Origin of the sequence: Frigidibacter albus (assembly GCF_009908165.1) — a bacterium.
GTDB lineage: Bacteria > Pseudomonadota > Alphaproteobacteria > Rhodobacterales > Rhodobacteraceae > Frigidibacter > Frigidibacter albus.
Genome location: NZ_JAAAUC010000014.1, coordinates 11,902 through 32,316, shown reverse-complemented (window position 1 = coordinate 32,316; position 20,415 = coordinate 11,902). Strand labels below are relative to the sequence as shown.

General features: G+C 68.4%; 20 protein-coding genes and 1 tRNA gene. 14 read left to right on the top strand and 7 right to left on the bottom strand.

The annotated features are described in order from the left end of the window. Positions 1–20 precede the first annotated feature (20 nt). The 5 genes from GVY41_RS17915 (at position 21) to GVY41_RS17895 (ending at position 4,884) form a co-directional block, all read left to right on the top strand. Positions 21–200 (top strand): hypothetical protein, encoded by a 180-nt coding sequence (locus GVY41_RS17915; protein WP_161348380.1) that lies wholly within the window; start codon positions 21–23, stop codon positions 198–200. A 40-nt stretch (positions 201–240) separates the two neighbouring features. After that, entirely contained in the window at positions 241–1,317 is a 1,077-nt protein-coding gene (locus GVY41_RS17910) for a branched-chain amino acid ABC transporter permease (RefSeq protein ID WP_161348379.1), read from the top strand. Positions 1,318–1,393: 76 nt separating this feature from the next. Further along, positions 1,394–2,680: an ABC transporter substrate-binding protein gene (locus GVY41_RS17905; RefSeq protein ID WP_161348378.1), complete on the top strand. Its 1,287-nt coding sequence runs from the start codon at positions 1,394–1,396 to the stop codon at positions 2,678–2,680. A 58-nt stretch (positions 2,681–2,738) separates the two neighbouring features. After that, positions 2,739–3,581: an ABC transporter ATP-binding protein gene (locus tag GVY41_RS17900; protein WP_161348377.1), complete on the top strand. Its 843-nt coding sequence runs from the start codon at positions 2,739–2,741 to the stop codon at positions 3,579–3,581. Between the two features lie 82 nt (positions 3,582–3,663). Next, complete coding sequence (locus GVY41_RS17895; RefSeq protein WP_161348376.1) at positions 3,664–4,884, top strand: phenylacetate--CoA ligase family protein; 1,221 nt, start codon at positions 3,664–3,666, stop codon at positions 4,882–4,884. 149 nt (positions 4,885–5,033) lie between these two features. On the opposite strand, the gene ykgO is transcribed toward GVY41_RS17895, so the two are convergent. Beyond that, entirely contained in the window at positions 5,034–5,159 is a 126-nt protein-coding gene (gene ykgO, locus GVY41_RS17890) for a type B 50S ribosomal protein L36 (RefSeq protein WP_161348375.1), read from the bottom strand. A gap of 91 nt (positions 5,160–5,250) precedes the next feature. Beyond that, positions 5,251–5,325 (bottom strand) — tRNA-Val (locus GVY41_RS17885). Positions 5,326–5,459: 134 nt separating this feature from the next. Between GVY41_RS17885 and GVY41_RS17880 the strand changes: the two genes are divergently transcribed. Beyond that, positions 5,460–6,329 (top strand): N-formylglutamate amidohydrolase, encoded by an 870-nt coding sequence (locus tag GVY41_RS17880; RefSeq protein WP_161348374.1) that lies wholly within the window; start codon positions 5,460–5,462, stop codon positions 6,327–6,329. Positions 6,330–6,526: 197 nt separating this feature from the next. Here GVY41_RS17880 and GVY41_RS17875 read toward each other — a convergent pair whose 3' ends face one another. From GVY41_RS17875 to GVY41_RS17865, 3 genes are all read right to left on the bottom strand, one after another. Continuing rightward, on the bottom strand, positions 6,527–7,780 hold the full coding sequence (locus GVY41_RS17875) for a DNA polymerase IV (RefSeq protein ID WP_161348373.1): 1,254 nt from the start codon (positions 7,778–7,780) through the stop codon (positions 6,527–6,529). A gap of 82 nt (positions 7,781–7,862) precedes the next feature. Beyond that, positions 7,863–9,116: an MFS transporter gene (locus GVY41_RS17870; RefSeq protein ID WP_161348372.1), complete on the bottom strand. Its 1,254-nt coding sequence runs from the start codon at positions 9,114–9,116 to the stop codon at positions 7,863–7,865. Between the two features lie 100 nt (positions 9,117–9,216). Beyond that, positions 9,217–10,023, bottom strand: coding sequence for an LOG family protein (locus tag GVY41_RS17865; RefSeq protein ID WP_161348371.1), 807 nt, complete (start codon positions 10,021–10,023; stop codon positions 9,217–9,219). Between the two features lie 98 nt (positions 10,024–10,121). On the opposite strand from GVY41_RS17865, the gene dapD reads away from it, so the two are divergent. From dapD to GVY41_RS17845, 4 genes are all read left to right on the top strand, one after another. Next, positions 10,122–10,949 carry a 2,3,4,5-tetrahydropyridine-2,6-dicarboxylate N-succinyltransferase gene (gene dapD, locus GVY41_RS17860; protein WP_161348431.1) on the top strand — a complete coding sequence of 276 codons (828 nt, stop codon included), beginning with the start codon at positions 10,122–10,124 and terminating at the stop codon, positions 10,947–10,949. Positions 10,950–11,049: 100 nt separating this feature from the next. Next, positions 11,050–11,304, top strand: coding sequence for a GlsB/YeaQ/YmgE family stress response membrane protein (locus GVY41_RS17855; RefSeq protein ID WP_161348370.1), 255 nt, complete (start codon positions 11,050–11,052; stop codon positions 11,302–11,304). Between the two features lie 363 nt (positions 11,305–11,667). Beyond that, positions 11,668–12,390 carry a DUF421 domain-containing protein gene (locus tag GVY41_RS17850; RefSeq protein WP_161348369.1) on the top strand — a complete coding sequence of 241 codons (723 nt, stop codon included), beginning with the start codon at positions 11,668–11,670 and terminating at the stop codon, positions 12,388–12,390. An 87-nt stretch (positions 12,391–12,477) separates the two neighbouring features. Continuing rightward, entirely contained in the window at positions 12,478–12,834 is a 357-nt protein-coding gene (locus tag GVY41_RS17845) for a hypothetical protein (RefSeq protein WP_161348368.1), read from the top strand. Between the two features lie 51 nt (positions 12,835–12,885). On the opposite strand, the gene GVY41_RS17840 is transcribed toward GVY41_RS17845, so the two are convergent. Together GVY41_RS17840 and GVY41_RS17835 are read right to left on the bottom strand one after the other, a co-directional pair. Beyond that, positions 12,886–13,968, bottom strand: coding sequence for a Hint domain-containing protein (locus GVY41_RS17840; RefSeq protein WP_161348367.1), 1,083 nt, complete (start codon positions 13,966–13,968; stop codon positions 12,886–12,888). A gap of 19 nt (positions 13,969–13,987) precedes the next feature. After that, positions 13,988–15,565, bottom strand: a complete 1,578-nt coding sequence (locus tag GVY41_RS17835; RefSeq protein WP_161348366.1) for a Hint domain-containing protein — start codon at positions 15,563–15,565, stop codon at positions 13,988–13,990. A gap of 319 nt (positions 15,566–15,884) precedes the next feature. On the opposite strand from GVY41_RS17835, the gene dapE reads away from it, so the two are divergent. The 4 genes from dapE (at position 15,885) to rnr (ending at position 20,357) form a co-directional block, all read left to right on the top strand. Beyond that, positions 15,885–17,027 carry a succinyl-diaminopimelate desuccinylase gene (gene dapE, locus GVY41_RS17830; protein ID WP_161348430.1) on the top strand — a complete coding sequence of 381 codons (1,143 nt, stop codon included), beginning with the start codon at positions 15,885–15,887 and terminating at the stop codon, positions 17,025–17,027. A gap of 2 nt (positions 17,028–17,029) precedes the next feature. Next, on the top strand, positions 17,030–17,449 hold the full coding sequence (locus GVY41_RS17825; RefSeq protein ID WP_161348429.1) for a GNAT family N-acetyltransferase: 420 nt from the start codon (positions 17,030–17,032) through the stop codon (positions 17,447–17,449). Beyond that, a complete protein-coding gene (locus tag GVY41_RS17820) occupies positions 17,446–18,033 on the top strand; it encodes a TIGR04282 family arsenosugar biosynthesis glycosyltransferase (protein WP_161348365.1) in 588 nt (195 codons plus the stop codon). The genes GVY41_RS17825 and GVY41_RS17820 overlap by 4 nt, the downstream gene beginning before the upstream one ends. A gap of 62 nt (positions 18,034–18,095) precedes the next feature. Then, positions 18,096–20,357, top strand: a complete 2,262-nt coding sequence (gene rnr / locus GVY41_RS17815) for a ribonuclease R (protein ID WP_161348364.1) — start codon at positions 18,096–18,098, stop codon at positions 20,355–20,357. Positions 20,358–20,415: the final 58 nt, after the last annotated feature.

The window sequence follows — 20,415 nt, the reverse complement described above, 5'->3', positions numbered from 1 at the left end:
AGTGGGGAGAGTTCCGGACCATGAAGATCTGTTCGATCATGTTCACTGTCGGCTGGGCCGCCGCGCTGGCCTTTGGCTGGATGGCGCTGGCGGCGCCGCAGGCCGAACCGCAGGCGCTGCTGGTGCTGCACATGGCGCTGTCGGCGCTGGGCGCCGGGCTGGGGCTTTGGGCCTGGGTGCGTATCCGCCGGGGCTGCTGACGGGGGCCACCGACGCGCCCCGCAATGGGGGGATGCGCTGATGTTCTACCGCGAAGCAGGCGACTTCAAGACCACCTATCCGGAAGACGCGCAGACCTTCCCGATCCAGTTCGACCGCGTGCGCTATTACGCGGTGCTGGCGATTGCCTTCGGGGTGATCCCGTTCTTCATCAACGACTATTGGGCGAACGCGGTGTTCGTGCCCTTCCTGATCTATGCCATCGCGGCGATCGGGCTGAATATCCTGACCGGGTATTGCGGGCAGGTCAGCCTGGGCACCGGCGGGTTCATGGCGGTGGGGGCCTATTCCTGCTACAAGCTGATGACCAGTTTCCCCGAGGTTTCGATCCTGATCCATGTGCTGCTGGCCGGCGGGATCACCGCCTGCGTGGGGGTGCTGTTCGGCCTGCCCAGCCTGCGGATCAAGGGGTTCTACCTGGCGGTGGCGACGCTGGCGGCGCAGTTCTTCCTGGTCTGGCTGTTCAACAAGGTGCCGTGGTTCTACAACTACTCCGCCTCGGGCCAGATCAACTCGCCCGAGCGCACCTTTCTGGGGCATTTCGTGACCGGGCCGAACACCTCGGCCGCCGCGAAATACCTGTTCTGCCTGGTGATCCTGTTCGCTCTGGCCTGGGTGGCGCGGAACCTGACGCGCGGCGCCGTGGGGCGCAAGTGGATGGCGATCCGCGACATGGACATCGCGGCCGAGATCATCGGGGTGAACCCGCTGACCGCCAAGCTGTCGGCCTTTGCGGTGTCGTCCTTCTTCATCGGGGTGGCGGGCGCGCTGTTCTTCGCGGTCTATCTGGGCGCGGCAGAGGTCGGCGAGGTCTTCGGGATCAACAAGAGCTTCCTGGTGCTGTTCATGGTGATCATCGGCGGGCTGGGCAGCATCTTTGGCAGCTTTGCCGGGGCGGCGTTCCTGGTGCTGCTGCCGGTGTTCCTGAAGAACGTGCTGGTCGAGGGGATGGGATGGCCCACCGATCTGGCGGCGCATATCGAGCTGATGATCGTCGGCGGGCTGATCGTGGTGTTCCTGATCCTCGAGCCGCACGGGCTCGCGCAGCTGTGGCGCGTGGCGAAGGAGAAGCTGCGGCTGTGGCCCTTCCCGCACTGAGATACCGACCCGGGCGGTTCGTGAGCGCCCGGCCCTGACCCGTAACCCTGCATTCGACTCTGGGAGGAGACCCTGAATGAAGAAGACACTCGCCACACTGGCCGCTGCCGCGATGATCGCGGGCACCGTGCCGGCCTCGGCCGATCTGGTCGTGCCGAACCTCAGCTACCGGACCGGGCCCTTCGCCGCGGGCGGCATCCCCTATGCCGACGGCTTCACCGACTATTTCACGCTGCTGAATGAACGCGATGGCGGCATCGGCGGCGAGCTGGTCACCGTGCCGGAATGCGAGACCGCCTATAACACCGAGAAGGGGGTGGAGTGCTACGAGGCCACCAAGGGCAGCGGCGCGCTGGTCTACAACCCGCTGTCGACGGGGATCACCTATCAGCTGATCCCGAAGGTCTCGGCGGACGGGATTTCGCTCTACACTCCCGGCTATGGCCGCACCTCGGCGGCGAATGGCAAGGTGTTCGAATGGGTGTTCAACTATCCCGCGAACTACTGGGATGGCGCGTCGGTCGCGGTGAAGCATCTGCTGGACCAGAACGGCGGCAGCCTTGAGGGCAAGACCATCGCGCTGGTCTATCACAACTCGGCTTACGGCAAAGAGCCGATCCGCACCCTGACCGAGCTGAGCAAGAAGCATGGCTTCGCGCTGACCGAGATCCCGGTCGACTCGCCCGGCCAGGAGCAGAAGTCGCAATGGCTGCAGATCCGCCGCGAGAAGCCCGATTACGTGCTGTTCTGGGGCTGGGGCGTGATGAACCAAGTGGCGGTGCAAGAGGCCGCGAACATCCGCTTCCCGATGGAGAACATGATCGGCGTGTGGTGGTCCGGGTCCGAGAATGACGTGACCCCGGCGGGCGCCGCGGCCAATGGCTACAAGAGCCTGGCGATGCACGGTACCGGGATGGATTACCCGGTCTATGCGGACCTCAAGCAATATGTGCAGGACGCGGGCAAGGCGGCCGGCGCGGGCGATCAGGTCGGCAGCGTGCTGTATTCGCGCGGCATGTATGCGGCGATGGTCATCTCGGAAGCGATCCGCAAGGCGCAGGAGCTGGCCGGAACCCCGGCGGTGAACGCGGCGCAGGTGCGCGACGGGTTCGAGGCGCTGGAGATCACCGAAGAGCGGATGGCCGAACTGGGCCTGCCGAACTTTGGCCAGCCGTTTGCGGCCAGCTGTGAAGACCATGGCGGCCCGGGGGCGGCGATGATCCAGCAATGGGACGCGGCGGCCGGCAAGTGGAACCTGATCACCGACTTCATCGCGCCCGATGACGAGGTGCTGAACGCGCTGGTGCTGGAGGACTCGGCCGCCTACGCCGCCGAAACCGGCCTGACCGAGCGCTGCAACTGACGACGCTGCCCCGGCCTTCGGGCCGGGGCTTCCCCCACCTCAGCCAAGGGGCCAGCCCATGCTTGACGCCGCATCCACTTCCGAAGGCCCTCTGGCCCGCGAGACCCTCCTTGAGGTGAACAATATCGAGGTGATCTACAACCATGTGATCCTCGTGCTGAAGGGCGTCAGCCTGTCTGTCCCGAAGGGCGGCATCACCGCGCTGCTGGGCGGCAACGGTGCGGGCAAGACCACGACGCTGAAGGCCATTTCCAACCTGCTGCATTCCGAACGCGGGGCGGTGACCAAGGGCACGATCCATTACCGCGGCGAGCGGGTGCAGGAGCTTGGCCCCTCGGACATGGTGAAGAAGGGCGTGATCCAGGTGATGGAGGGGCGCCATTGCTTCGAACACCTGACGGTCGAGGAAAACCTGCTGACCGGGGCCTATACAAGGCGCGACGGCAAGGCGGCGATCAACCGCGATCTGGAGATGGTCTATGCCTATTTCCCGCGGCTGAAGGAGCGGCGGAAAAGCCAGGCCGGATACACCTCGGGCGGCGAGCAGCAGATGTGCGCCATCGGTCGCGCGCTGATGAGCCGGCCGGAGACGATCCTGCTCGACGAGCCGTCGATGGGCCTTGCCCCGCAGCTGGTGGAGCAGATCTTCGAGATCGTGAAGGCGGTGAACGAACAGGAGGGCCTGACCTTCCTGCTGGCCGAACAGAACACCAACGTCGCGCTGCGCTATGCCCATTACGGCTATATCCTTGAATCGGGCCGGGTGGTGATGGACGGCCCCGCCGATGCGCTGCGCGAGAACCCCGATGTGAAGGAATTCTATCTCGGCCTGTCGGACGAGGGCCGCCGCAGCTTCCGCGATGTGCGCAGCTACCGGCGCCGCAAGCGCTGGCTGGCCTGAGAGCGCACAGAAGACCCCGTAATTCAGCACTCCCCGCCGCCCCCCGGCGCGGGGACAGGAGGGGGGCAACCCCGGCAGAGACATGACCCAGTATTTCGACAGCCTCGAGACCCGCAGCCCCGACCAGCGCGCCGCCGATCTGGCCCGCGCCCTGCCGGGGCAGATCGCCCGCGCGATGGGCGCGCCGGGAATCGGTGCGCTGCTGGCGGGCGTGGATGCAGCCGCGGTGACCGACATGGCGGCGCTGGCCCGGCTGCCGGTGATCCGCAAGTCGGAACTGGGCGCGGCGCAGAAGGCGGCGCCGCCCTTTGGGGGGTTCACCACGAGGCCCGCGCATGGCTTTGCGCATGTGTTCCAGAGCCCCGGGCCGATCTATGAGCCCGGCGGGGGCGAGCATGACTGGTGGCGCATGGGCCGCTTCCTGCACGCCTGCGGCATCGGGCCGGGGGACATTGTGCAGAACTGCTTTGGCTATCACTTGACGCCTGCGGGCATGATCTTCGAATCCGGTTGCCGGGCGGTGGGGGCGGCGGTGCTGCCCGCCGGCACCGGCCAGACCGAGTTGCAGGTGCGCGCCGCGGTGGATGTGGGCAGCACGGCCTATGCGGGCACGCCCGATTACCTGAAGATCATCCTCGACAAGGCCGAGGAGATGGGCGAGCGGCTGGCGATCACCCGCGCGGCGGTGGGCGGCGGGGCGCTGTTCCCGTCCTTGCGTGCGGAATACGCGGACCGGGGGATCTTGACCCTGCAAAGCTATGCCACCGCCGATCTGGGCAACATCGCCTATGAAAGCCCGGCGATGGAGGGGATGATCGTCGATGAGGGCGTGATCGTGGAGATCGTGCGCCCCGGCACCGGCGACCCGGTGGCGGAGGGCGAGGTGGGCGAGGTGATCGTGACCACGCTGAACCCCGATTACCCGCTGATCCGCTTTGCCACCGGCGATCTGTCGGCGGTGATGCCCGGCGCCTCGCCCTGCGGGCGCACCAACCTGCGCATCCGCGGCTGGATGGGCCGCGCCGACCAGACCACCAAGATCAAGGGCATGTTCGTGCGCCCCGAACAGGTGGCGCAATTCGTCAGCCGCCATCCCGAGGTGGCCCGGGCCCGGGTGATCGCCACCCGCGAGGGCGAGATGGATGTGATGACGGTGCGGGTGGAAAGCCCCGGCACCGATGCGGGGCATTATGAGGGCGCGGTGGTCGCGGCGCTGAAGATGAAGGGCCGGATCGAGATCGTGCCGCCGGGCAGCCTGCCCAACGATGGCAAGGTCATCGAGGATCTGCGCAAGTACGACTGAGGGGGTAGGTGGCGGGGGCGACCCCGCCGCTGCCCTGCAAGCTCTCCCCCGACGCAAACAGAAAGGCCGCCGGGTTGCCCCGACGGCCGCATCTGTCGCTTGCGCAGTATCCTAAGGGTTTTGGTCCTGACGGACCGGGCCCAGAAGGATCAGCCCTGACGGGCCTTGAAGCGCTTCTGCGTCTTGTTGATCACGTAGATGCGGCCTTTGCGGCGCACGACCTGGCAATCGCGATGACGCTGCTTGAGCGAGCGGAGCGAGTTACGGACCTTCATGGCCTTCTCCCATTCGCGGCGCGCGTGCGCCTTCTAAACAACGATGCCCCCGTCGCCGGGGGCGGTGAACGTTCCCCGTTGCCGGGGGTGATGGTGGGCGCGACAGGGATCGAACCTGTGACCACTACGATGTCAACGTAGTGCTCTACCGCTGAGCTACGCGCCCGAACTTCACCGACGCCGCAATCCAGCACTGCTGGACGGCACGGTGCCGCTTCGGTCCCGCGGTCTATAAAAGGAGTCGATACGCCTTTCAAGGGCTTTTGGCGGCTGCGGGAATGTCGTTATAGTTTCGTCATCATGGACACAGATGATGCCCGTTTGCCCTATCGTCTGACGCTGCCGGCGCGGCGCACGACATCCGTCATCTTCGCCTCGCCGCATAGCGGGCGCGACTACCCGGATGCGTTCCTGCGCCGGTCGGTGCTGGATGCGCAGATGATCCGGTCGTCCGAGGATGCCTTCATCGACCAGTTGCTGGAGCCTGCGGCGCGGCTGGGCGCGCCCTTGCTGGCCGCCACGGTGCCGCGGGCCTATGTGGACCTGAACCGCGCGGCCGAAGAGCTGGACCCGGCGCTGATCGAGGGCGCGCGGGCGGTGCCGCACAATCCGCGCGTGGCCTCGGGCCTGGGGGTGATTCCGCGGGTGGTGGCCGGGGGGCGGGCGATCCGGTCCGGGAAGATGAGTTTGGCGGAGGCCGAGGCGCGGATTGCAGGCGCCTGGCGGCCCTATCACGCCAAGCTGGCGGCGTTGATGGACGAGTCGGCGGCGGCCTTTGGCGAGGCGATCCTGATCGACGTGCATTCGATGCCGCATGAGGCGGTGGAAAGCGGCAGCGCCCGCAGCCCGCGCCCGCAGATCGTGCTGGGGGACCGGTTCGGCGCGACGGCGGCGCCTGATATCGTCGACCAGATCGAGGGCGCCTTTGCGGCCGAAGGGCTGCGGGTCAGCCGCAACATCCCCTTTGCGGGCGCCTATGTGGTGCAGGCCCACGGCCGCCCCGCGCGCGGGCGCCACGCGGTGCAGATCGAGATCGACCGGGCGCTCTACATGGACGAGACGCTGATCGCGCCGCATGAGGGCTACGGGGCCTTCGCCGCGCTGATGCGCCGGGTGCTGGGGCGGATCGTGCTGATCGGCGTGCAGGAGATGCCGCTGGCGGCGGAGTGAGGGGGCAGAGCGTCGCGGCGCTCCTCTTGCCCGGAACAAGGCGCTTCAGCGCCGCCGGGCAGCGCCCGTCCGCCCCCTCGGGCGGGCGCTTCTCAACCGTTGCGCGTAGAAATTCGGTGGAAGTTGGTTGCACCATAAAGCGCCTAGAACTGCCGTTGCTCGCCCACCCGGCGGACGGGCACTGCCCTCTGGCTGTGCTACTTCAACCCCCGCCCCTTGATGATCGCCTCGGCCCCGAACCTTGCTCGGATCGCGTCCGTGGTGCGCTCTGCCTTCGCCCGGCGGCTCGCGGCGGGGTCCAGCAGGTCGCCGGTCAGGTCGGCGGCGCTGGCGGGCACGAGGTCGGAAATGCCGACGCCGATCAGCCGGAACGGGCCCCTCTCGCCGGCATTGGCGAACAGCTCATCCGCAGCGCGGCAGATGGTGCCGGCCATCTGCGTCGCTTCCCGCAGGGCGTGGCGGCGGGTGACAATGGTGAAATCCGACCGGCGCAGTTTCAGCGTCACCACCCGCCCCGCCATGTCCTTGGCCTTGGCGCGGTCCGACACCTGTTCCGACAGCCGCCACAGGTGCCCCGCCAGCACCTCGGCGTCGGCGGTATCCTCGTTGAAGGTGGTCTCCTTGGAGATTGACTTGACCGGCGCGTTCGGGCTGACGCGGCGGTTATCCTCGCCCCGCGCGATGTGCCAGAGCCGCTCGCCCGTGGCGCCGAAGCGGGCGGAAAGGTCGCGGCGGTCCCACCGCAGCAGGTCATCGAAGGTCCGAATGCCTGCCGCCTCCAGCGCGGTCTGCGTCGCCAGCCCCACGCCCCAGATCAGCCGCACCGGCTTGCCGCGCAGGAAACCCGCGGTATCCGCCTGGCCGATCACCGAAAAGCCGCGCGGCTTGTCGAGGTCGGAGGCGACCTTGGCGAGGAACTTGTTGTGGCTCAGGCCGATGGAGCCGCTGACGCCAAGCTCCTCCTCCATCCGCCCCACCAGCCGGGCCAGCAGCAGCGCCGGGGGGGCGCCATGCAGGCGGGCGGTGCCGGTGAGGTCGAGGAAGGCCTCGTCCAGCGACAGGGGCTCGATCAGGGGGGTCAGCGCCTCCATCATCGCGCGGATGGCACGCGAGACCTCGACATAGCGGGCCATGCGCGGCTTCACCACGGCGGCATCGGGGCAGAGCTTGAGCGCCTGGAACATCGGCATGGCGGATCGTACGCCGGAAATGCGGGCGATGTAGCAGCAGGTGGAGACGACGCCCCGGGTGCCGCCACCGACGATCACCGGGCGGTCGCGCAGGCTGGGGTCGTCGCGCTTTTCCACCGAGGCGTAGAAGGCGTCGCAATCCATATGGGCGATGGAGAGGTCGCAGAGCTCGGGATGGGCAAGCACACGCGGGCTGCGGCAGGCCGGGCAGCGGCTGCCGGTCTGGAAGGTGGTCAGGCAATCGCGGCAGAGGGCGGGCATGATGCGGGGATCATAGCAGGCGGGGTGCGGGCTGCGGAAGGCGCCGCGTTCGAGCGCCTGTCTGCCGGGCCCGAGGCCTTGCTCAGCCCTCACCCCTCAACCTTCGACGCCGACCCGCCAGCATGCATCCGATAGCGGCGAGCTGTATCGCGGCGGCACAGAGGAACAGCGGAGCGGGTCCGGTGGCCCCGGCCCCCCCGCGCAACAGGCCAAAGGCCGCCGGTGCAAAGGCATAGCCGGCCTGACCGATGGCGACGATCAGCGGCACCACGCGGGCGGTTTCGGCCGGGGCAAACTCCTGCTGCGCGATCAGCGGCGGCAGCGAGGTGGCATTGCCGATGCCGAGGCCGAACAGTGCGATCCCGAGGAACAGCCACGGGCCGGCATCCTCTGCCGCGAGGATGAACAGCAGCGAGCCGATCACCTGCACGCCATAGCTGGCGCAGGCGACAAGCCGGCGGTCGGCCGAGACCGGCATCACCCAGCCCACAAGCGATCGCCCGAGGATCGCAGCCAGCGTGGCACCGCCCATGGCAAGGCCGGTCAGCCCCTCCCCCAACACCGGCACCAGCATCGAAAACAGATGCGCGAGCAGGCCGATCTGGGCAAAAAGCCCCAGCGTCATGCCGGCGGCCAGGCTCAGGAACCTGGCGTCGCGGAGGAAGGAGCGGCGGGGCGAGACGCCCTGTGCCGGTCCGGGCTGAGGGGGCGCAGCGTCGGCGCCATCCGGGGTTTGCCCGGTGCTGCCGGGCGTGTGTCGGAGCACCAGCGCCGACAGGGCCAGGACGACTGCCACCATGACCCCGCCGATGGCCAGCGCAGCCGGCACAAAGCCGATCCCCGCGATCAATGCGATCCACAGCGGCGAGAAGATGACGCCGCCAAGGCTCGCGCCATTATACGCCATGCCCAGGGCTGCGGGCCGACGCAGGTTGAACCAGGGCGCGATCAGCGCGTTCACCGCGGCGGCCCCCATCGCGACCCAGCCGGCCCCGCTGGCCATCGCCGCCGCGAACAGCTGCCAGGGCTGGTCCGCCAGCCCCCAACCGGCGATGCCAGCCGCCAGCACCGCGGCGCCGGTCACGGTGACAGTCGGCACGCCGAACCGCCGATAGAGCCGCGGCAGATTGGCGACGACGCCAGCCCCCAGCAGAAAATGCACGGTGACCGCCGCCGAGACCATCGCGACCGGCCAGCCGGTACGCTCGACAACGGCATAGAGAAACACCGGCGGGCCGTAAAACCCGACGCCCCAGCCGAAGGTGGCGAGCACGAAGGTGGCGGCGACGACATGCCAGCCAAAGAACGGGCGGGCGGTGGAAACAGGCAGGGACATGGGCGGAACTCTCGTTGGTGTTCCGCCGGTTATGGCCGCAATTCAGCGTGTGATGCTTCGGTGAAGGCCGAAGCATCACACCGGGCGGCCGCCCGAACCCTCAGCACCCTGCCGGGGGCCATCCGTCGATCGCGGCCATCGCCTCCTCGGCCGTCTCCACGAACCGGAACAGTTCCAGATCGCCCGGCGAGATCGTCCCGGCCTCGGCCAGCGCCTGCCAGTTCACCACGCTCTCCCAGAACTTGCGCCCGAACAGCAGGAACGGGATCCGCCGCATCCGTCCGGTCTGGATCAGCGTCAGGCTTTCGAACATCTCGTCGAGCGTGCCAAAGCCCCCCGGGAACACGCAGATCGCCTTGGCCCGCATCAGGAAATGCATCTTGCGGATCGCGAAATAGTGGAAGTTGAAGCACAGGTCCGGCGTCACGAAGCGGTTGGGCGCCTGTTCATGCGGCAGCACGATGTTCAGCCCGATGGATTGCCCGCCCACATCGTCGGCGCCGCGGTTGCCCGCCTCCATGATCCCCGGGCCGCCGCCGGTGCAGACGACCCACTCGCGGCCATAGGACTCGAGGCTGCGTTCGGTGATCCGCCGCGCCATGTCGCGCGCGACGCCATACCATTCGGCCAGCCCGGCCGCGCTGCCCGTGCCTTCCGCATCCGGTACCCGGGCGCTGCCCATCAGCACGACGGTGGAGCGGATGCCGCGTTCATCCATCACCATCTGCGGTTTCAGCAGTTCCAGCTGCAACCGCACCGGGCGCAGCTCATCCCGCACCAGAAAATCGGTGTCGGTGAAGGCAAGGCGATAGGCGGGCGCGCGGGTCTGCGGGGTATCGGGCACCTCGCAGGCGGCGGCCGCGTCCTGCACGCTGTCACGGAACGGGTGGCTGCGGCTGTCTTCCATGGGGGCCTCACTTGCGTTGCACGGTTGGGAACCCCGGTCTATAGGCTGGGGCGCGATCAGGCCATGAGATAACCGGAGAAAAGCCCATGTCGAACGCCATGCAGAATGCCGAGCTTGAAACCGCCATCGAAGCCGCGTGGGAGGTTCGGGACACCCTGACCCCGGCCAGCACCGGCCCGGCGCGCGAGGCGATCGAGGCGACGCTGTCGGCGCTGGACAGCGGCACGCTGCGGGTGGCCGAGCGGCAGGCGGATGGCGTCTGGCAGGTGAACCAATGGGCCAAGAAGGCGGTGCTGCTGGGCTTCCGCATCAAGGACATGGAGCGGCAGGAAGGCGGCCCGCAGGCGGGGGGCTGGTGGGACAAGGTCGACAGCAAGTTCGCCGGCTGGGGCGACAACCAGTGGCGCGCCGCCGGCTTCCGCGCGGTGCCGAACTGCGTGGTGCGCCGGTCGGCCTATATCGCGCCGGGCGTGGTGCTGATGCCGTCCTTCGTGAACCTCGGCGCCTATGTCGATAGCGGCACGATGGTCGATACCTGGGCCACGGTCGGGTCCTGCGCGCAGATCGGCAAGAATGTGCACCTGTCGGGCGGCGTCGGCATCGGCGGTGTGCTGGAGCCGATGCAGGCGGGACCGACGATCATCGAGGACAACTGCTTCATCGGGGCGCGGTCGGAAGTGGTCGAGGGCTGCATCGTGCGCGAGGGATCGGTCCTCGGCATGGGCGTGTTCATCGGAAAGTCCACCAAGATCGTGGACCGCGAGACCGGCGAGGTGATGTATGGCGAGGTTCCGGCCGGGTCGGTCGTCGTGGCCGGGTCGATGCCCTCGAAGAACGGCGTTCACCTTTACTGCGCGGTGATCGTGAAGCGGGTGGATGCGCAGACGCGGTCCAAGACCTCGATCAACGAGCTGCTGCGCGACTGAAAATGATGCGCCCCGGCGCGGGAACCGGCGGGGCCGGACCGCGTTCGCCCTTGGCAATGCTGGCGAAACGGTCGCCGGCCAATGGAACATGGGGTGCGTCATGGAAGGACTCGGCTGGTTTGCGGCCATCATCGTCGGTGCGCTGGCGGGATGGATCGCAGAGAAGATGATGAAGGCGGATCACGGTCTGCTGATGAACATCCTTCTCGGCATCGTCGGCTCGCTGCTGCTGAACTTCATCCTGGTCACGCTGGTCGGCGCGACTCTGGGTGGCTGGATCGGGCAGCTGATCGTCGGCGTGATCGGCGCGATGATCCTGATTGCCCTCGGGCGGGCGATGCGCGGGCGTCGCTGAGATCCGCAGACATTGAAGTGGTGACGGGGCGGCCTGCGGGTCGCCCTTTTTCTTGCCCGGACTCAAGGCGCCTTGGCGCCGCCGGGCAGCGCCCGCCTTCCGGCCCGGCCCAAGCTGCGCGTTTTCGGCCGGGCGTTCTTCGCGGAAATCCTCCACTGGAGGATTTCTTGTCGCTCATCACCCCCCTCGGGCGGGCGCTACCCACGGTTCCGCCTAGAAATTCGGTGGAGGGTGTTGAACCATAAAGCGCCTAGAACCCCTGTTGCAGCGCCCACCCGGCGGCCGGGCGCTGTCCTCTGCCGGTGCAGGCGGAACCGGGCCGGGAAAGCCGCGTTGGCCCGCGCAGCGCCAGTGGAGCCCGACATGGACCAGCCCCCCATTCCCTTCGACCTTGCGCGGATGTTCCTCGGCGACGCGCCGCCGCTGTTCTTTCTGGAGATCCTGTTCCGCACCCTGATGATCTACGGCTACACCATCGTGCTGATCCGCTGGATCGGCGGGCGCGGGGTGGCGCAGCTGTCGATGGTGGAGCTGCTGCTGGTGATCGCGCTTGGCTCTGCCGTGGGCGATGTGACCTTCTACCCCGATGTACCGCTGCTGCATGCCATGCTGGTCATCACCATCGTCGTGCTGATCAACAAGGGGCTGGACTGGCTGATCCTGCATTACGACACCGCCAAGCGCACCATCGACGGGGTGCCGGTGGCCATTGTCGGCGACGGCCGCCTGCTGCGCGACGGGATGGAGCGGCGCAATATCGGCGCCGCCGAGGTCATCTCCAGCCTGCGCCAGAACGGGGTGCGCAATCTGGGTGAGGTGGAGCATGCCTTCATGGAGGGCGACGGGGTGCTGAGCGTGTTTCGCTTCGATGACCCGCGCCCGGGCCTGCCCATCGTGCCCCCGGCCGAGGTGCGGCGGCCGGCGGCGCTGACCGACCCCGCGGTGGCGCCGGAAGGCAAGGCGTGCTGCCTTGGCTGCGGCACGCTGGAGGAGGCGGTGGCGGTGCTGCCGGACGGGCTCTGCCCCGAATGCGGCTGCTGCGAGTGGACGGCGCCGGTGACGCTGCCGGGGCACAAGGCGGAGTAGGCGGCCCCCGCCGCGGGCCGAGCAGGCCGCTTGCACGACACGGGGAAGAATGCGACTGAACCTGCACAGCTAGGCAGAGGCAGCGCGATGAGTGACGAGACAGCCAAACCGACCGTGGAAAAGATCAAACGCCCGCAGCAGGTCTTCACGCTGGTGGTCGAGGTTGGCCGCAGCGCCGATGACGGGTTGCCCAAGGGCGCGACCGGGGCGGCGCTGATGTGTTATGCCTCGGGCGTCGACGAGGCCGAGGCGGTGCGCGAGACGGTGGCGATCCTCAAACAGGCCGACCTCGCGCCGCTGGACGTGACCGGCTATGGCACGCTGGCCGAGCGCGTGGCGCAGGGCGACGAGATCGACGCGGAAGAACGCGCGCTGATGGACCGGGCGCTGGCCGAGAATTCGGTGATCGTGGCGCAGATGACGCCGTTCTACGACAAGCCCTGAGCCTCAGAAAACCTGAGCCCCAGAAAACCTGAGCCCCAGAAAACCTGAGCCTCACGCCGCCAGCGGCCCCCTTGCGCGCATCCGCTTCAGGCACAGCCCCCGCGCCTCGTGTTCGTGCAGTTCGGGCCGGACCGGGTGGCGGTGCAGCGGCAGGGTGCCGGTCGCGGCGAGCCGGGCGAGCAGCGTCGTTGCCGCCAGATCGGGGCGGCGGGCGAGGCTGCCGGCATAGAGGCTTTCCACCGCGTGCCCCTCGGCCAGGATCAGCTCGTGCCGGTCCAGCAGCAGGGCGTGCCAGGTGACGGTGGCGGCGCTGGCATCGGTCAGGGCGGTGAGGCCATCGGCAAGGTGGCGCGCCTCGGCCAGAACCTCGTCGCGGCCGAGTGTATCCTCGACATCGACGCCTGACAGCAGCACGCGCTGCTGCGGGGCCAGCACCAGATCGCGCTCCAGCCCGAAATAGGGCGCGGCCATGCGCAGCGGGGCAAAGCCGCCAAGCGCGGGGACCTTGACGCGGCCGGTCCAGCGCAGCGGCTGCGGGCCGTTGTCGAGCGTGGTGACCCAGTCGCCGGCGCGCAGGTCCGCAACCGCGCGGGGGCCCGCCGGCGTGTCGATCATCGTTTGCCCCGCAAGGCCGGGGCAGGGGCCGGGTCGGTGGACATGGGTGGCGGCGGCGAACCAGGCCACGGCGCGGTCGCGGTGCGCGAGCGGCGCGGCAAAGAGCCCCTCCAACGCGGCACCCGGCACCGGCAGCGCGGCGGCAAGCTCGGCCTGGCGCAGGGCGCCGGTCACCGGATTCTCAAGGCTCAGCAGGCTGCGCCCGGCGGCGCAATCCCAGCTGAAGGTCAGGCGCATCGGGTCCGACGACGCCTCGGCCCAGCCGGACAGCACCAGCCGCAGCTGCTGCGCGCCTCGGGCCATGCGCAGTTGCAGCCGGCCTTCGGGCAGCACGTCAAGCGTCAGCCACCAGCCCTCGCCCGCGGTGTCGCGGTGGCCGAGCAGCCACAGCCCGCGCGGGCAGGGGCCGGGCGGCGCGATTTCCATCAGCAGGCTGCCGCGCGGCATTTCCGCGGGAAAGGCGGCGGGCAGGATGCGGCGGGCGCCGCGCAGGGGGGTGAAGGTGGCAAGCCAGGTCATCGGGTGCTCCCTTGTCCAGTCAGGCTGCGGCGGGCAGCGGCTGCAGCAGCCGCGCCTCGAACCTGCGCAGGGTGCGGCGGGCGGCGGCGCTGTAGCCGCCCCCGGTGGCGGGGTCGAGCTCGGGGAAGAGGGTGCAGATCTCGGCGACGATCTCGGCCTCGAAGCTGCGCTCCAATTGGGGGCCGGGCAGGAAGCTTTCGGTCGGCAGTCCTTCGGAGAAGACCACCTGATGCTGATCGAACAGCAGGTGGACATATTCGACGCTGCCGCCCGGCATTGCCCGAACCCGCGCGTCATCGACCAGATCGCGGGCTGCGACCAACACCTCGGCCTCGCCGAACAGCAGCTCGGCCCGGCGGTCGCGGATCAGGATGCGGTGCAGGGGTGACACGGTCAGGGTGCGGTGGTCGCCGAAGGTGCCGGCAGTGATGCGGATCGGGGCGAAGGCCCCCTCGGCGGCCACGCTGCGGCGGCCGATCCAGCGCAGGGGCTGCGGGCCGTTATCCTTGGTGCAGACCATGTCGCCGGGCTGTAGCGCCTCTACCGCCACCTCGCCCTGCGGAGTCAGGATCATCGTGCCGGCGACGAAGCAGGGGATGGTGTCGATGGTGATGAGGCCGATGTCGCTTTTGCCCAGGCCGTTCGAGATGGTGTAGGTGAAGGCGACCTCGCCGGCATCGTCATCGGCGGTGAAGGTCAGCGTCATGTCGGCGTTGAGCTTGACCTGGTCGCCCGAGGGCAGGGTGATGGTCTGGCCCGGCACCACCGCGACGCCGTTGATATGGGTGACTTTCAGCACGCCGCCGGCGGTGTTGATGTCATTGTCCAGCACATCCAGCGTGGTGGCATGGTCGGCAAAGACCGATCCGGCATCATCGGCCGCGATCAGTGTGGTCTGCAGGCTGTCGGCGGCGATCAGCACCGCCGAGTCGTATTGCGAATCCGCCACATCGGCGATGCCGATACGGATGGAGTTCACCTGGCCCGGGATCACCGGGAAGGTCAGCGTCATGGTGACGGTGAACCCGTCCATTTCGGTGTTGTAGGCGTCATTGGTGTTGCCGATGAAGAGGTTGGGTGCCGTGCCCGCGTTGATGTTGGTGACGCTGATATCGCCATTGCCGAAGCCCGCCTCGACCGGCACGCCGTTGACCCAGACGCCCACCATGTCGTTGTAGATCGAGTCGACATATTCGGGGTATTCTTCGGACGCGAAGGTGAAGGTCATCGTCATCGTGTCGCCGGTCGGGATGAAATCCACGTCCAGCATCGCCGCGTCATAGGTGTTGGTGCCGGCCAGCGCGTTGAATTGCGCGTTGTTGTCGATGCCGCGGGTATCGGTCGAGGTCGAGCTGCTGCGGTTCGGATCGCCAGAGGATTGGGTGAAATCGACGACATGGCCGGTCGAGAGGATCACGCCGGTATCGGAGGGCGTTGCCTCGGGAGAGCGGGAATCGCCCCTAGAATAGGTGCCGGAGGACGCTTTGTCGCCGCTGTAGGAGGCGCCGACGACGGTGACGCCATCGCCCATGATCGTGTTCGCCATCTGCGTCGCAGAGGCATTGGTATTGTAGCTCAGCTCCGAACCTGTCGCCATTCTTCCGCCCCCGGTTCCCCGAAGACAGCCGCAATCATACCTGCGGAGTCTGATGCCCCGCTTGCCTTGCTCTCGTTACTGCCCGGTGGGGGTGACGTTGCGCCCCCGGTATGCTCGCCCTGCCTCGGGTCATTGTTTTGTCCATGATATGCGAGAGTTGCGATGCGTTGTTAATGTCTTTTGACATGATGGCCCCGTAACCCCATGGCGCAGGCAGTTTTGCAACAGTCGCGCCGCGATTGCAGCGACGGGGGTCAGCCGGTATCGAGGGGGCACAGCGATAGGAGCCTGCCCGATGACCGATGCCGCCCGCCCGAACCTGCCCGTGGATCCCGTGGCGCTGACCGCCGAGCTGATCCGCTGCCCGTCTGTCACGCCCGCCGAGGGCGGGGCGCTGCGGCTGCTGGAGGGGTTGCTGACCGGGGCGGGGTTCAACTGCACAAGGGTGGACCGCAACGGCGTGCCGAACCTGTTTGCGCGCTGGGGCGCCAAGGGCGCGGCGCGGACGTTCGGGTTCAACGGGCATACGGATGTGGTGCCGGTGGGGGACGCCGCGGCATGGTCGCGCGATCCGTTTGGCGGCGAGATCGTGGGGGCGGAGATCTGGGGGCGCGGGGCGACGGACATGAAGTCCGGCGTGGCGGCCTTTGCGGCGGCGGCCTGTGATTTCGTGCGGCAGACGCCACCGGACGGCGCGGTGATCCTGACCATCACCGGGGATGAGGAGGGGCCGGGCAAGGATGGCACCGTGGCTTTGCTGGACTGGATGGCGGCGCAAGGCGAGGCCATGAGCGTGTGCCTTGTGGGCGAGCCGACCTGCCCCGAGGTGCTGGGCGACATGATGAAGATCGGCCGGCGCGGGTCGATGACGGCGTTCTTCACGGTGCAGGGGGTGCAGGGGCATTCGGCGTATCCGCACCGCGCGAAGAACCCCTTGCACGCGCTGGTCAGCCTGCTGGGGCGGCTGACGGCGGAGCCGCTGGACGGCGGGACCGAGCATTTCGACGCCTCGACCCTGCAGGTGACGACCATCGATTGTGGCAACCCGGCGAACAACGTGATCCCGGCGAAGGCTGGGGCGACGGTCAACATCCGCTTCAATGACGCGCATAGCTCGGCCAGCCTGACCGAAAGGCTGCAGGCTGAAGTGGCGCGGGTAGAGGCGGAGACGGGCGTGACGGTCGAGATGCGGGTGGAGGTGTCGGGCGAGAGCTTCGTGACCCCGCCCGGCGCGTTCGTGCGGCTGGTTGCAGCGGCGGTGGAGGCCGAGACGGGGGTTGTGCCAGCGCTGTCAACTTCGGGCGGGACGTCGGATGCGCGCTTCGTGAAGGACCATTGCCCGGTGGTGGAGTTCGGGCTGGTCGGCAAGACCATGCATCAGGTCGATGAGCGGGTGGAGGTGGCGCAGATCCATGCGCTGAAGGCGGTCTATGCGCGGATCCTGCAGGAGTATTTCGCGTGACGGTGGAGGTGCGGGTGACGGAAGATTTGGCCGCCTGCCTCGCGTTGCGCCGGACCGTGTTCATCGAGGAACAGGGCGTGCCCGAGGCCGATGAGGTGGACGATCTGGACGGGGAGGCGGTGCATCTGCTGGCCTTCGTGGACGGGGTGCCGATGGGTTCGGCCCGGCTGCTGCGCAGCGGGGAGACGGGCAAGATCGGCCGGGTCTGCGTGCTGGCCTCGGCGCGGGGCAGCGGGCTGGGCGTGGCGCTGATGGAAAAGGCGCTGGCGGTGCTGGCGGCCGATCCGGCGTTGCGGCGGGCGAAGCTGGGGGCGCAGACGCACGCGCTGGGGTTCTATGAGCGGCTGGGGTTCGTGGCGGAGGGGCCGGAGTATCTGGACGCCGGCATCCCGCACCGCGACATGGTGCGCCCCTTGCGATGAGGCCGTTGCTGATCGTGATGGTGAAAGAGCCGCGGCCGGGGCGGGTGAAGACCCGGCTGGGGCGGCAGATCGGGATGGTGCCGGCGGCCTGGTGGTTCCGCCATCAATGCCGGGCGCTGCTGCGGCAAGTGGTGGACCCGCGCTGGCAGGTGGCCTTGGCGGTGGCACCCGATGCCGAGGGGGCCGCGAGCCGGGTCTGGCCCGGGCAGATCCCCCGGCTGCCGCAGGGACGGGGGGATCTGGGCGCGCGGATGGGGCGGCTGTTGCAGGGCGCGGGGCCGGGGGCGCCGGTGGTGATCGTGGGGGCCGATATTCCGGGGCTGCGGCGGCGGCATATCGCGGCGGCGTTCCGCAGGCTGGGGGCGGCGGATGCAGTGATCGGGCCGGCGCCGGATGGGGGATATTGGCTGATCGGGCTGCGGCATCTGCCACCCCCGGGGCTGTTCGCCGGGGTGCGCTGGTCCACCGCCGATGCGCGTGCGGATACGCTGGCGACGCTGCGGGGGCTGCGCATTGCCGAGGCCGACACGCTGGCCGATGTCGATGAGGCGGCGGACCTGCCGCGCCCTGCGGGCCGCCGCTGACGCGCCAAGGCGCCCCCAGCTTCTGGCGTGACGACGCCTGCGGGCCATGCTAGCGATGGGGCATGGCACAGATACCCTCCAAGCAAGAGATCCTCGACTGGATCGCCGACCATCCCGGCGCCGCCGCAAAGCGCGACATCGCCAAGGCCTTCGACATCAAGGGCGCCGAGCGGATCGAGCTGAAGCGCCTTCTGAAGGAGATGGAGGCCGAGGGCTCGCTCGAACGGCGGCGCAGCACCTACCGCGATGCGGACAAGCTGCCGCCGGTGACGATCCTGACGATCCTGCCGCCCGATGCGGATGGCGACCAGTTCGCCAAGCCGATGGAGTGGGACGGCAAGGGCGCCGTGCCGCGCGTGCTGTTCGTGCCGCGCAAGGGCGATCTGCCGGTGGCGGCCGGGGACCGGATTCTGGCCAAGCTGATCGAGGTGGGGGCCGAGGATCACGACTATCAGGCGCGGCTGATCCGGCCGATTGGCGTGGTGGCGCACAAGGTGCTGGGCATCTTCCGCAAGGGCGCCGAGGGCGGGCGGATCGTGCCCATCGACAAGGGGTCCGACAAGGAATGGCGGGTGGCGCGCGATGCGACGCTTGACGCTCAGGATGGCGAGCTAGTGGAGGCCGAGCAGGCCGGGCCGCGGGCGCGCCTCGGCCTGCCGCAGGCGCGGGTGATCGAGCGGCTGGGCGATCCTTCGGCGCCGAAGGCGGTGTCGCTGATCGCGATTCACCAGCATGGCATCCCGGACGATTTTCCCGATGAGGTGATCCGCCTGTCGGACGCGATGGAGCCTGCAGGGCTCGGCGAGCGCGAGGACTTGCGCGACATGCCGCTTGTCACAATCGACCCGGTCGATGCGCGCGACCACGATGACGCCTGCTATGCCGAGCCCGATGACGACCCCAAGAACCCGGGCGGGCATATCATCTGGGTCGCCATCGCCGATGTGGCGCATTTCGTGACGCCGCAGAGCGCGATCGACCGCGAGGCGCGGCTGCGCGGCAATTCCAGCTATTTCCCCGACCGGGTGGTGCCGATGCTGCCCGATCATCTGTCGGGCGACCTGTGTTCCTTGCATGAGGGGCTGAACCGGCCCTGCATCGCGGTGCGGATGAAAGTGGATGCCGAGGGCCGCAAGATCAGCCACCGCTTCGTGCGCGGGCTGATGAAATCGGTCGCCAGCCTTGTCTATGACGAGGTGCAGGAGGCGCAGGACGGCAACCCGAACGCGCGCTGTGCCGAGCTGCTGGAGGACGTGATCCGCCCGCTTTACGCGGCTTACGGCGCGCTGAAGACGGCGCGGGCCAAGCGGCAGCCGCTGGACCTCGACCTGCCCGAACGCAAGATCATCCTGACCGAGGATGGCAAGGTTGCCTCGGTGAACTACCGCGAGCGGTTCGATGCGCATCGGCTGATCGAGGAGTTCATGATCCTCGCCAATGTCGCCGCGGCGGAAGAGCTGGAGCGGCTGCGCCGCCCGCTGCTGTACCGGGTGCATGAGGAGCCGAGCCCGCAGAAGCTGGACGCGCTGCGCGAGGTGGCGCAGGCGTCCGGCTTCACGCTGGCCAAGGGGCAGGTGCTGCAGACCGCGCACCTGAACCAGTTGCTGGCGCAGGCGCAGAACACCGATTTCGACGAGCTGATCAACATCACCACGCTGCGCTCGATGACGCAGGCCTATTACCATCCGGGCAACTTCGGGCATTTCGGGCTGGCGCTGCGCAGCTATGCGCATTTCACCTCGCCCATCCGCCGCTATTCGGACCTGATCGTCCACCGGGCGCTGATTTCGGCGCATGGCTGGGGCAAGGACGGGCTGTCGGCGCAGGATGTGGAGATGCTGGAGGAGACGGCCAAGCTGATATCCGACACCGAGCGGCGCAGCATGGCGGCGGAGCGGGACACGACCGATCGCTATCTGGCGGCGTTCCTGGCAGACCGGGTGGGGGCAGAGTTCACCGGGCGGGTGTCGGGTGTCACGCGGTTCGGGCTGTTCATCCGGCTTGATGAGACGGGGGCGGACGGGCTGATCCCGATCCGCACGCTGGGGCGCGAGTTCTATCATTTCGATGCCGATGCGCAGACGCTGATGGGGTCGGAAAGCGGCACGCTGATCGGGCTGGGCCAACGGGTGACTGTGCGCCTGTCCGAGGCGGTGCCAGTGACCGGCGGGCTGATGCTGGAGCTGCTGGAGCTGGAAGGGCGCGGGATGCCGGGCGGTGGCGGCGCCACCAAGAAGGGGGGGCGCGGGCGGCCGCGCAAGCCGGGGGCGGTGAAGGCGCGCGAGACGGCAATAAAGCGCAAGGTTGTGCGCAAGCGGCGCTAGGCGGCTTTTCGCGGGGCGCTGTTCGGGTTAGGCTTGGTTCAAACAAAAAACGAACAGA

Excerpts from the sequence above, each read along its gene's own strand:
- GVY41_RS17910 (WP_161348379.1), top strand. The coding sequence starts at position 241 with ATGTTCTACCGCGAAGCAGGCGACTTCAAGACCACCTATCCGGAAGAC.
- GVY41_RS17875 (WP_161348373.1), bottom strand. The coding sequence starts at position 7,780 with ATGCCCGCCCTCTGCCGCGATTGCCTGACCACCTTCCAGACCGGCAGC.
- GVY41_RS17840 (WP_161348367.1), bottom strand. The coding sequence starts at position 13,968 with ATGACCTGGCTTGCCACCTTCACCCCCCTGCGCGGCGCCCGCCGCATC.
- GVY41_RS17855 (WP_161348370.1), top strand. The coding sequence starts at position 11,050 with ATGGAAGGACTCGGCTGGTTTGCGGCCATCATCGTCGGTGCGCTGGCG.
- GVY41_RS17845 (WP_161348368.1), top strand. The coding sequence starts at position 12,478 with ATGAGTGACGAGACAGCCAAACCGACCGTGGAAAAGATCAAACGCCCG.
- dapD (WP_161348431.1), top strand. The coding sequence starts at position 10,122 with ATGCAGAATGCCGAGCTTGAAACCGCCATCGAAGCCGCGTGGGAGGTT.
- GVY41_RS17895 (WP_161348376.1), top strand. The coding sequence starts at position 3,664 with ATGACCCAGTATTTCGACAGCCTCGAGACCCGCAGCCCCGACCAGCGC.
- GVY41_RS17900 (WP_161348377.1), top strand. The coding sequence starts at position 2,739 with ATGCTTGACGCCGCATCCACTTCCGAAGGCCCTCTGGCCCGCGAGACC.
- GVY41_RS17870 (WP_161348372.1), bottom strand. The coding sequence starts at position 9,116 with ATGTCCCTGCCTGTTTCCACCGCCCGCCCGTTCTTTGGCTGGCATGTC.
- GVY41_RS17835 (WP_161348366.1), bottom strand. The coding sequence starts at position 15,565 with ATGGCGACAGGTTCGGAGCTGAGCTACAATACCAATGCCTCTGCGACG.
- rnr (WP_161348364.1), top strand. The coding sequence starts at position 18,096 with ATGGCACAGATACCCTCCAAGCAAGAGATCCTCGACTGGATCGCCGAC.
- GVY41_RS17850 (WP_161348369.1), top strand. The coding sequence starts at position 11,668 with ATGGACCAGCCCCCCATTCCCTTCGACCTTGCGCGGATGTTCCTCGGC.
- GVY41_RS17820 (WP_161348365.1), top strand. The coding sequence starts at position 17,446 with ATGAGGCCGTTGCTGATCGTGATGGTGAAAGAGCCGCGGCCGGGGCGG.
- GVY41_RS17915 (WP_161348380.1), top strand. The coding sequence starts at position 21 with ATGAAGATCTGTTCGATCATGTTCACTGTCGGCTGGGCCGCCGCGCTG.
- GVY41_RS17905 (WP_161348378.1), top strand. The coding sequence starts at position 1,394 with ATGAAGAAGACACTCGCCACACTGGCCGCTGCCGCGATGATCGCGGGC.
- GVY41_RS17880 (WP_161348374.1), top strand. The coding sequence starts at position 5,460 with ATGGACACAGATGATGCCCGTTTGCCCTATCGTCTGACGCTGCCGGCG.
- GVY41_RS17865 (WP_161348371.1), bottom strand. The coding sequence starts at position 10,023 with ATGGAAGACAGCCGCAGCCACCCGTTCCGTGACAGCGTGCAGGACGCG.
- ykgO (WP_161348375.1), bottom strand. The coding sequence starts at position 5,159 with ATGAAGGTCCGTAACTCGCTCCGCTCGCTCAAGCAGCGTCATCGCGAT.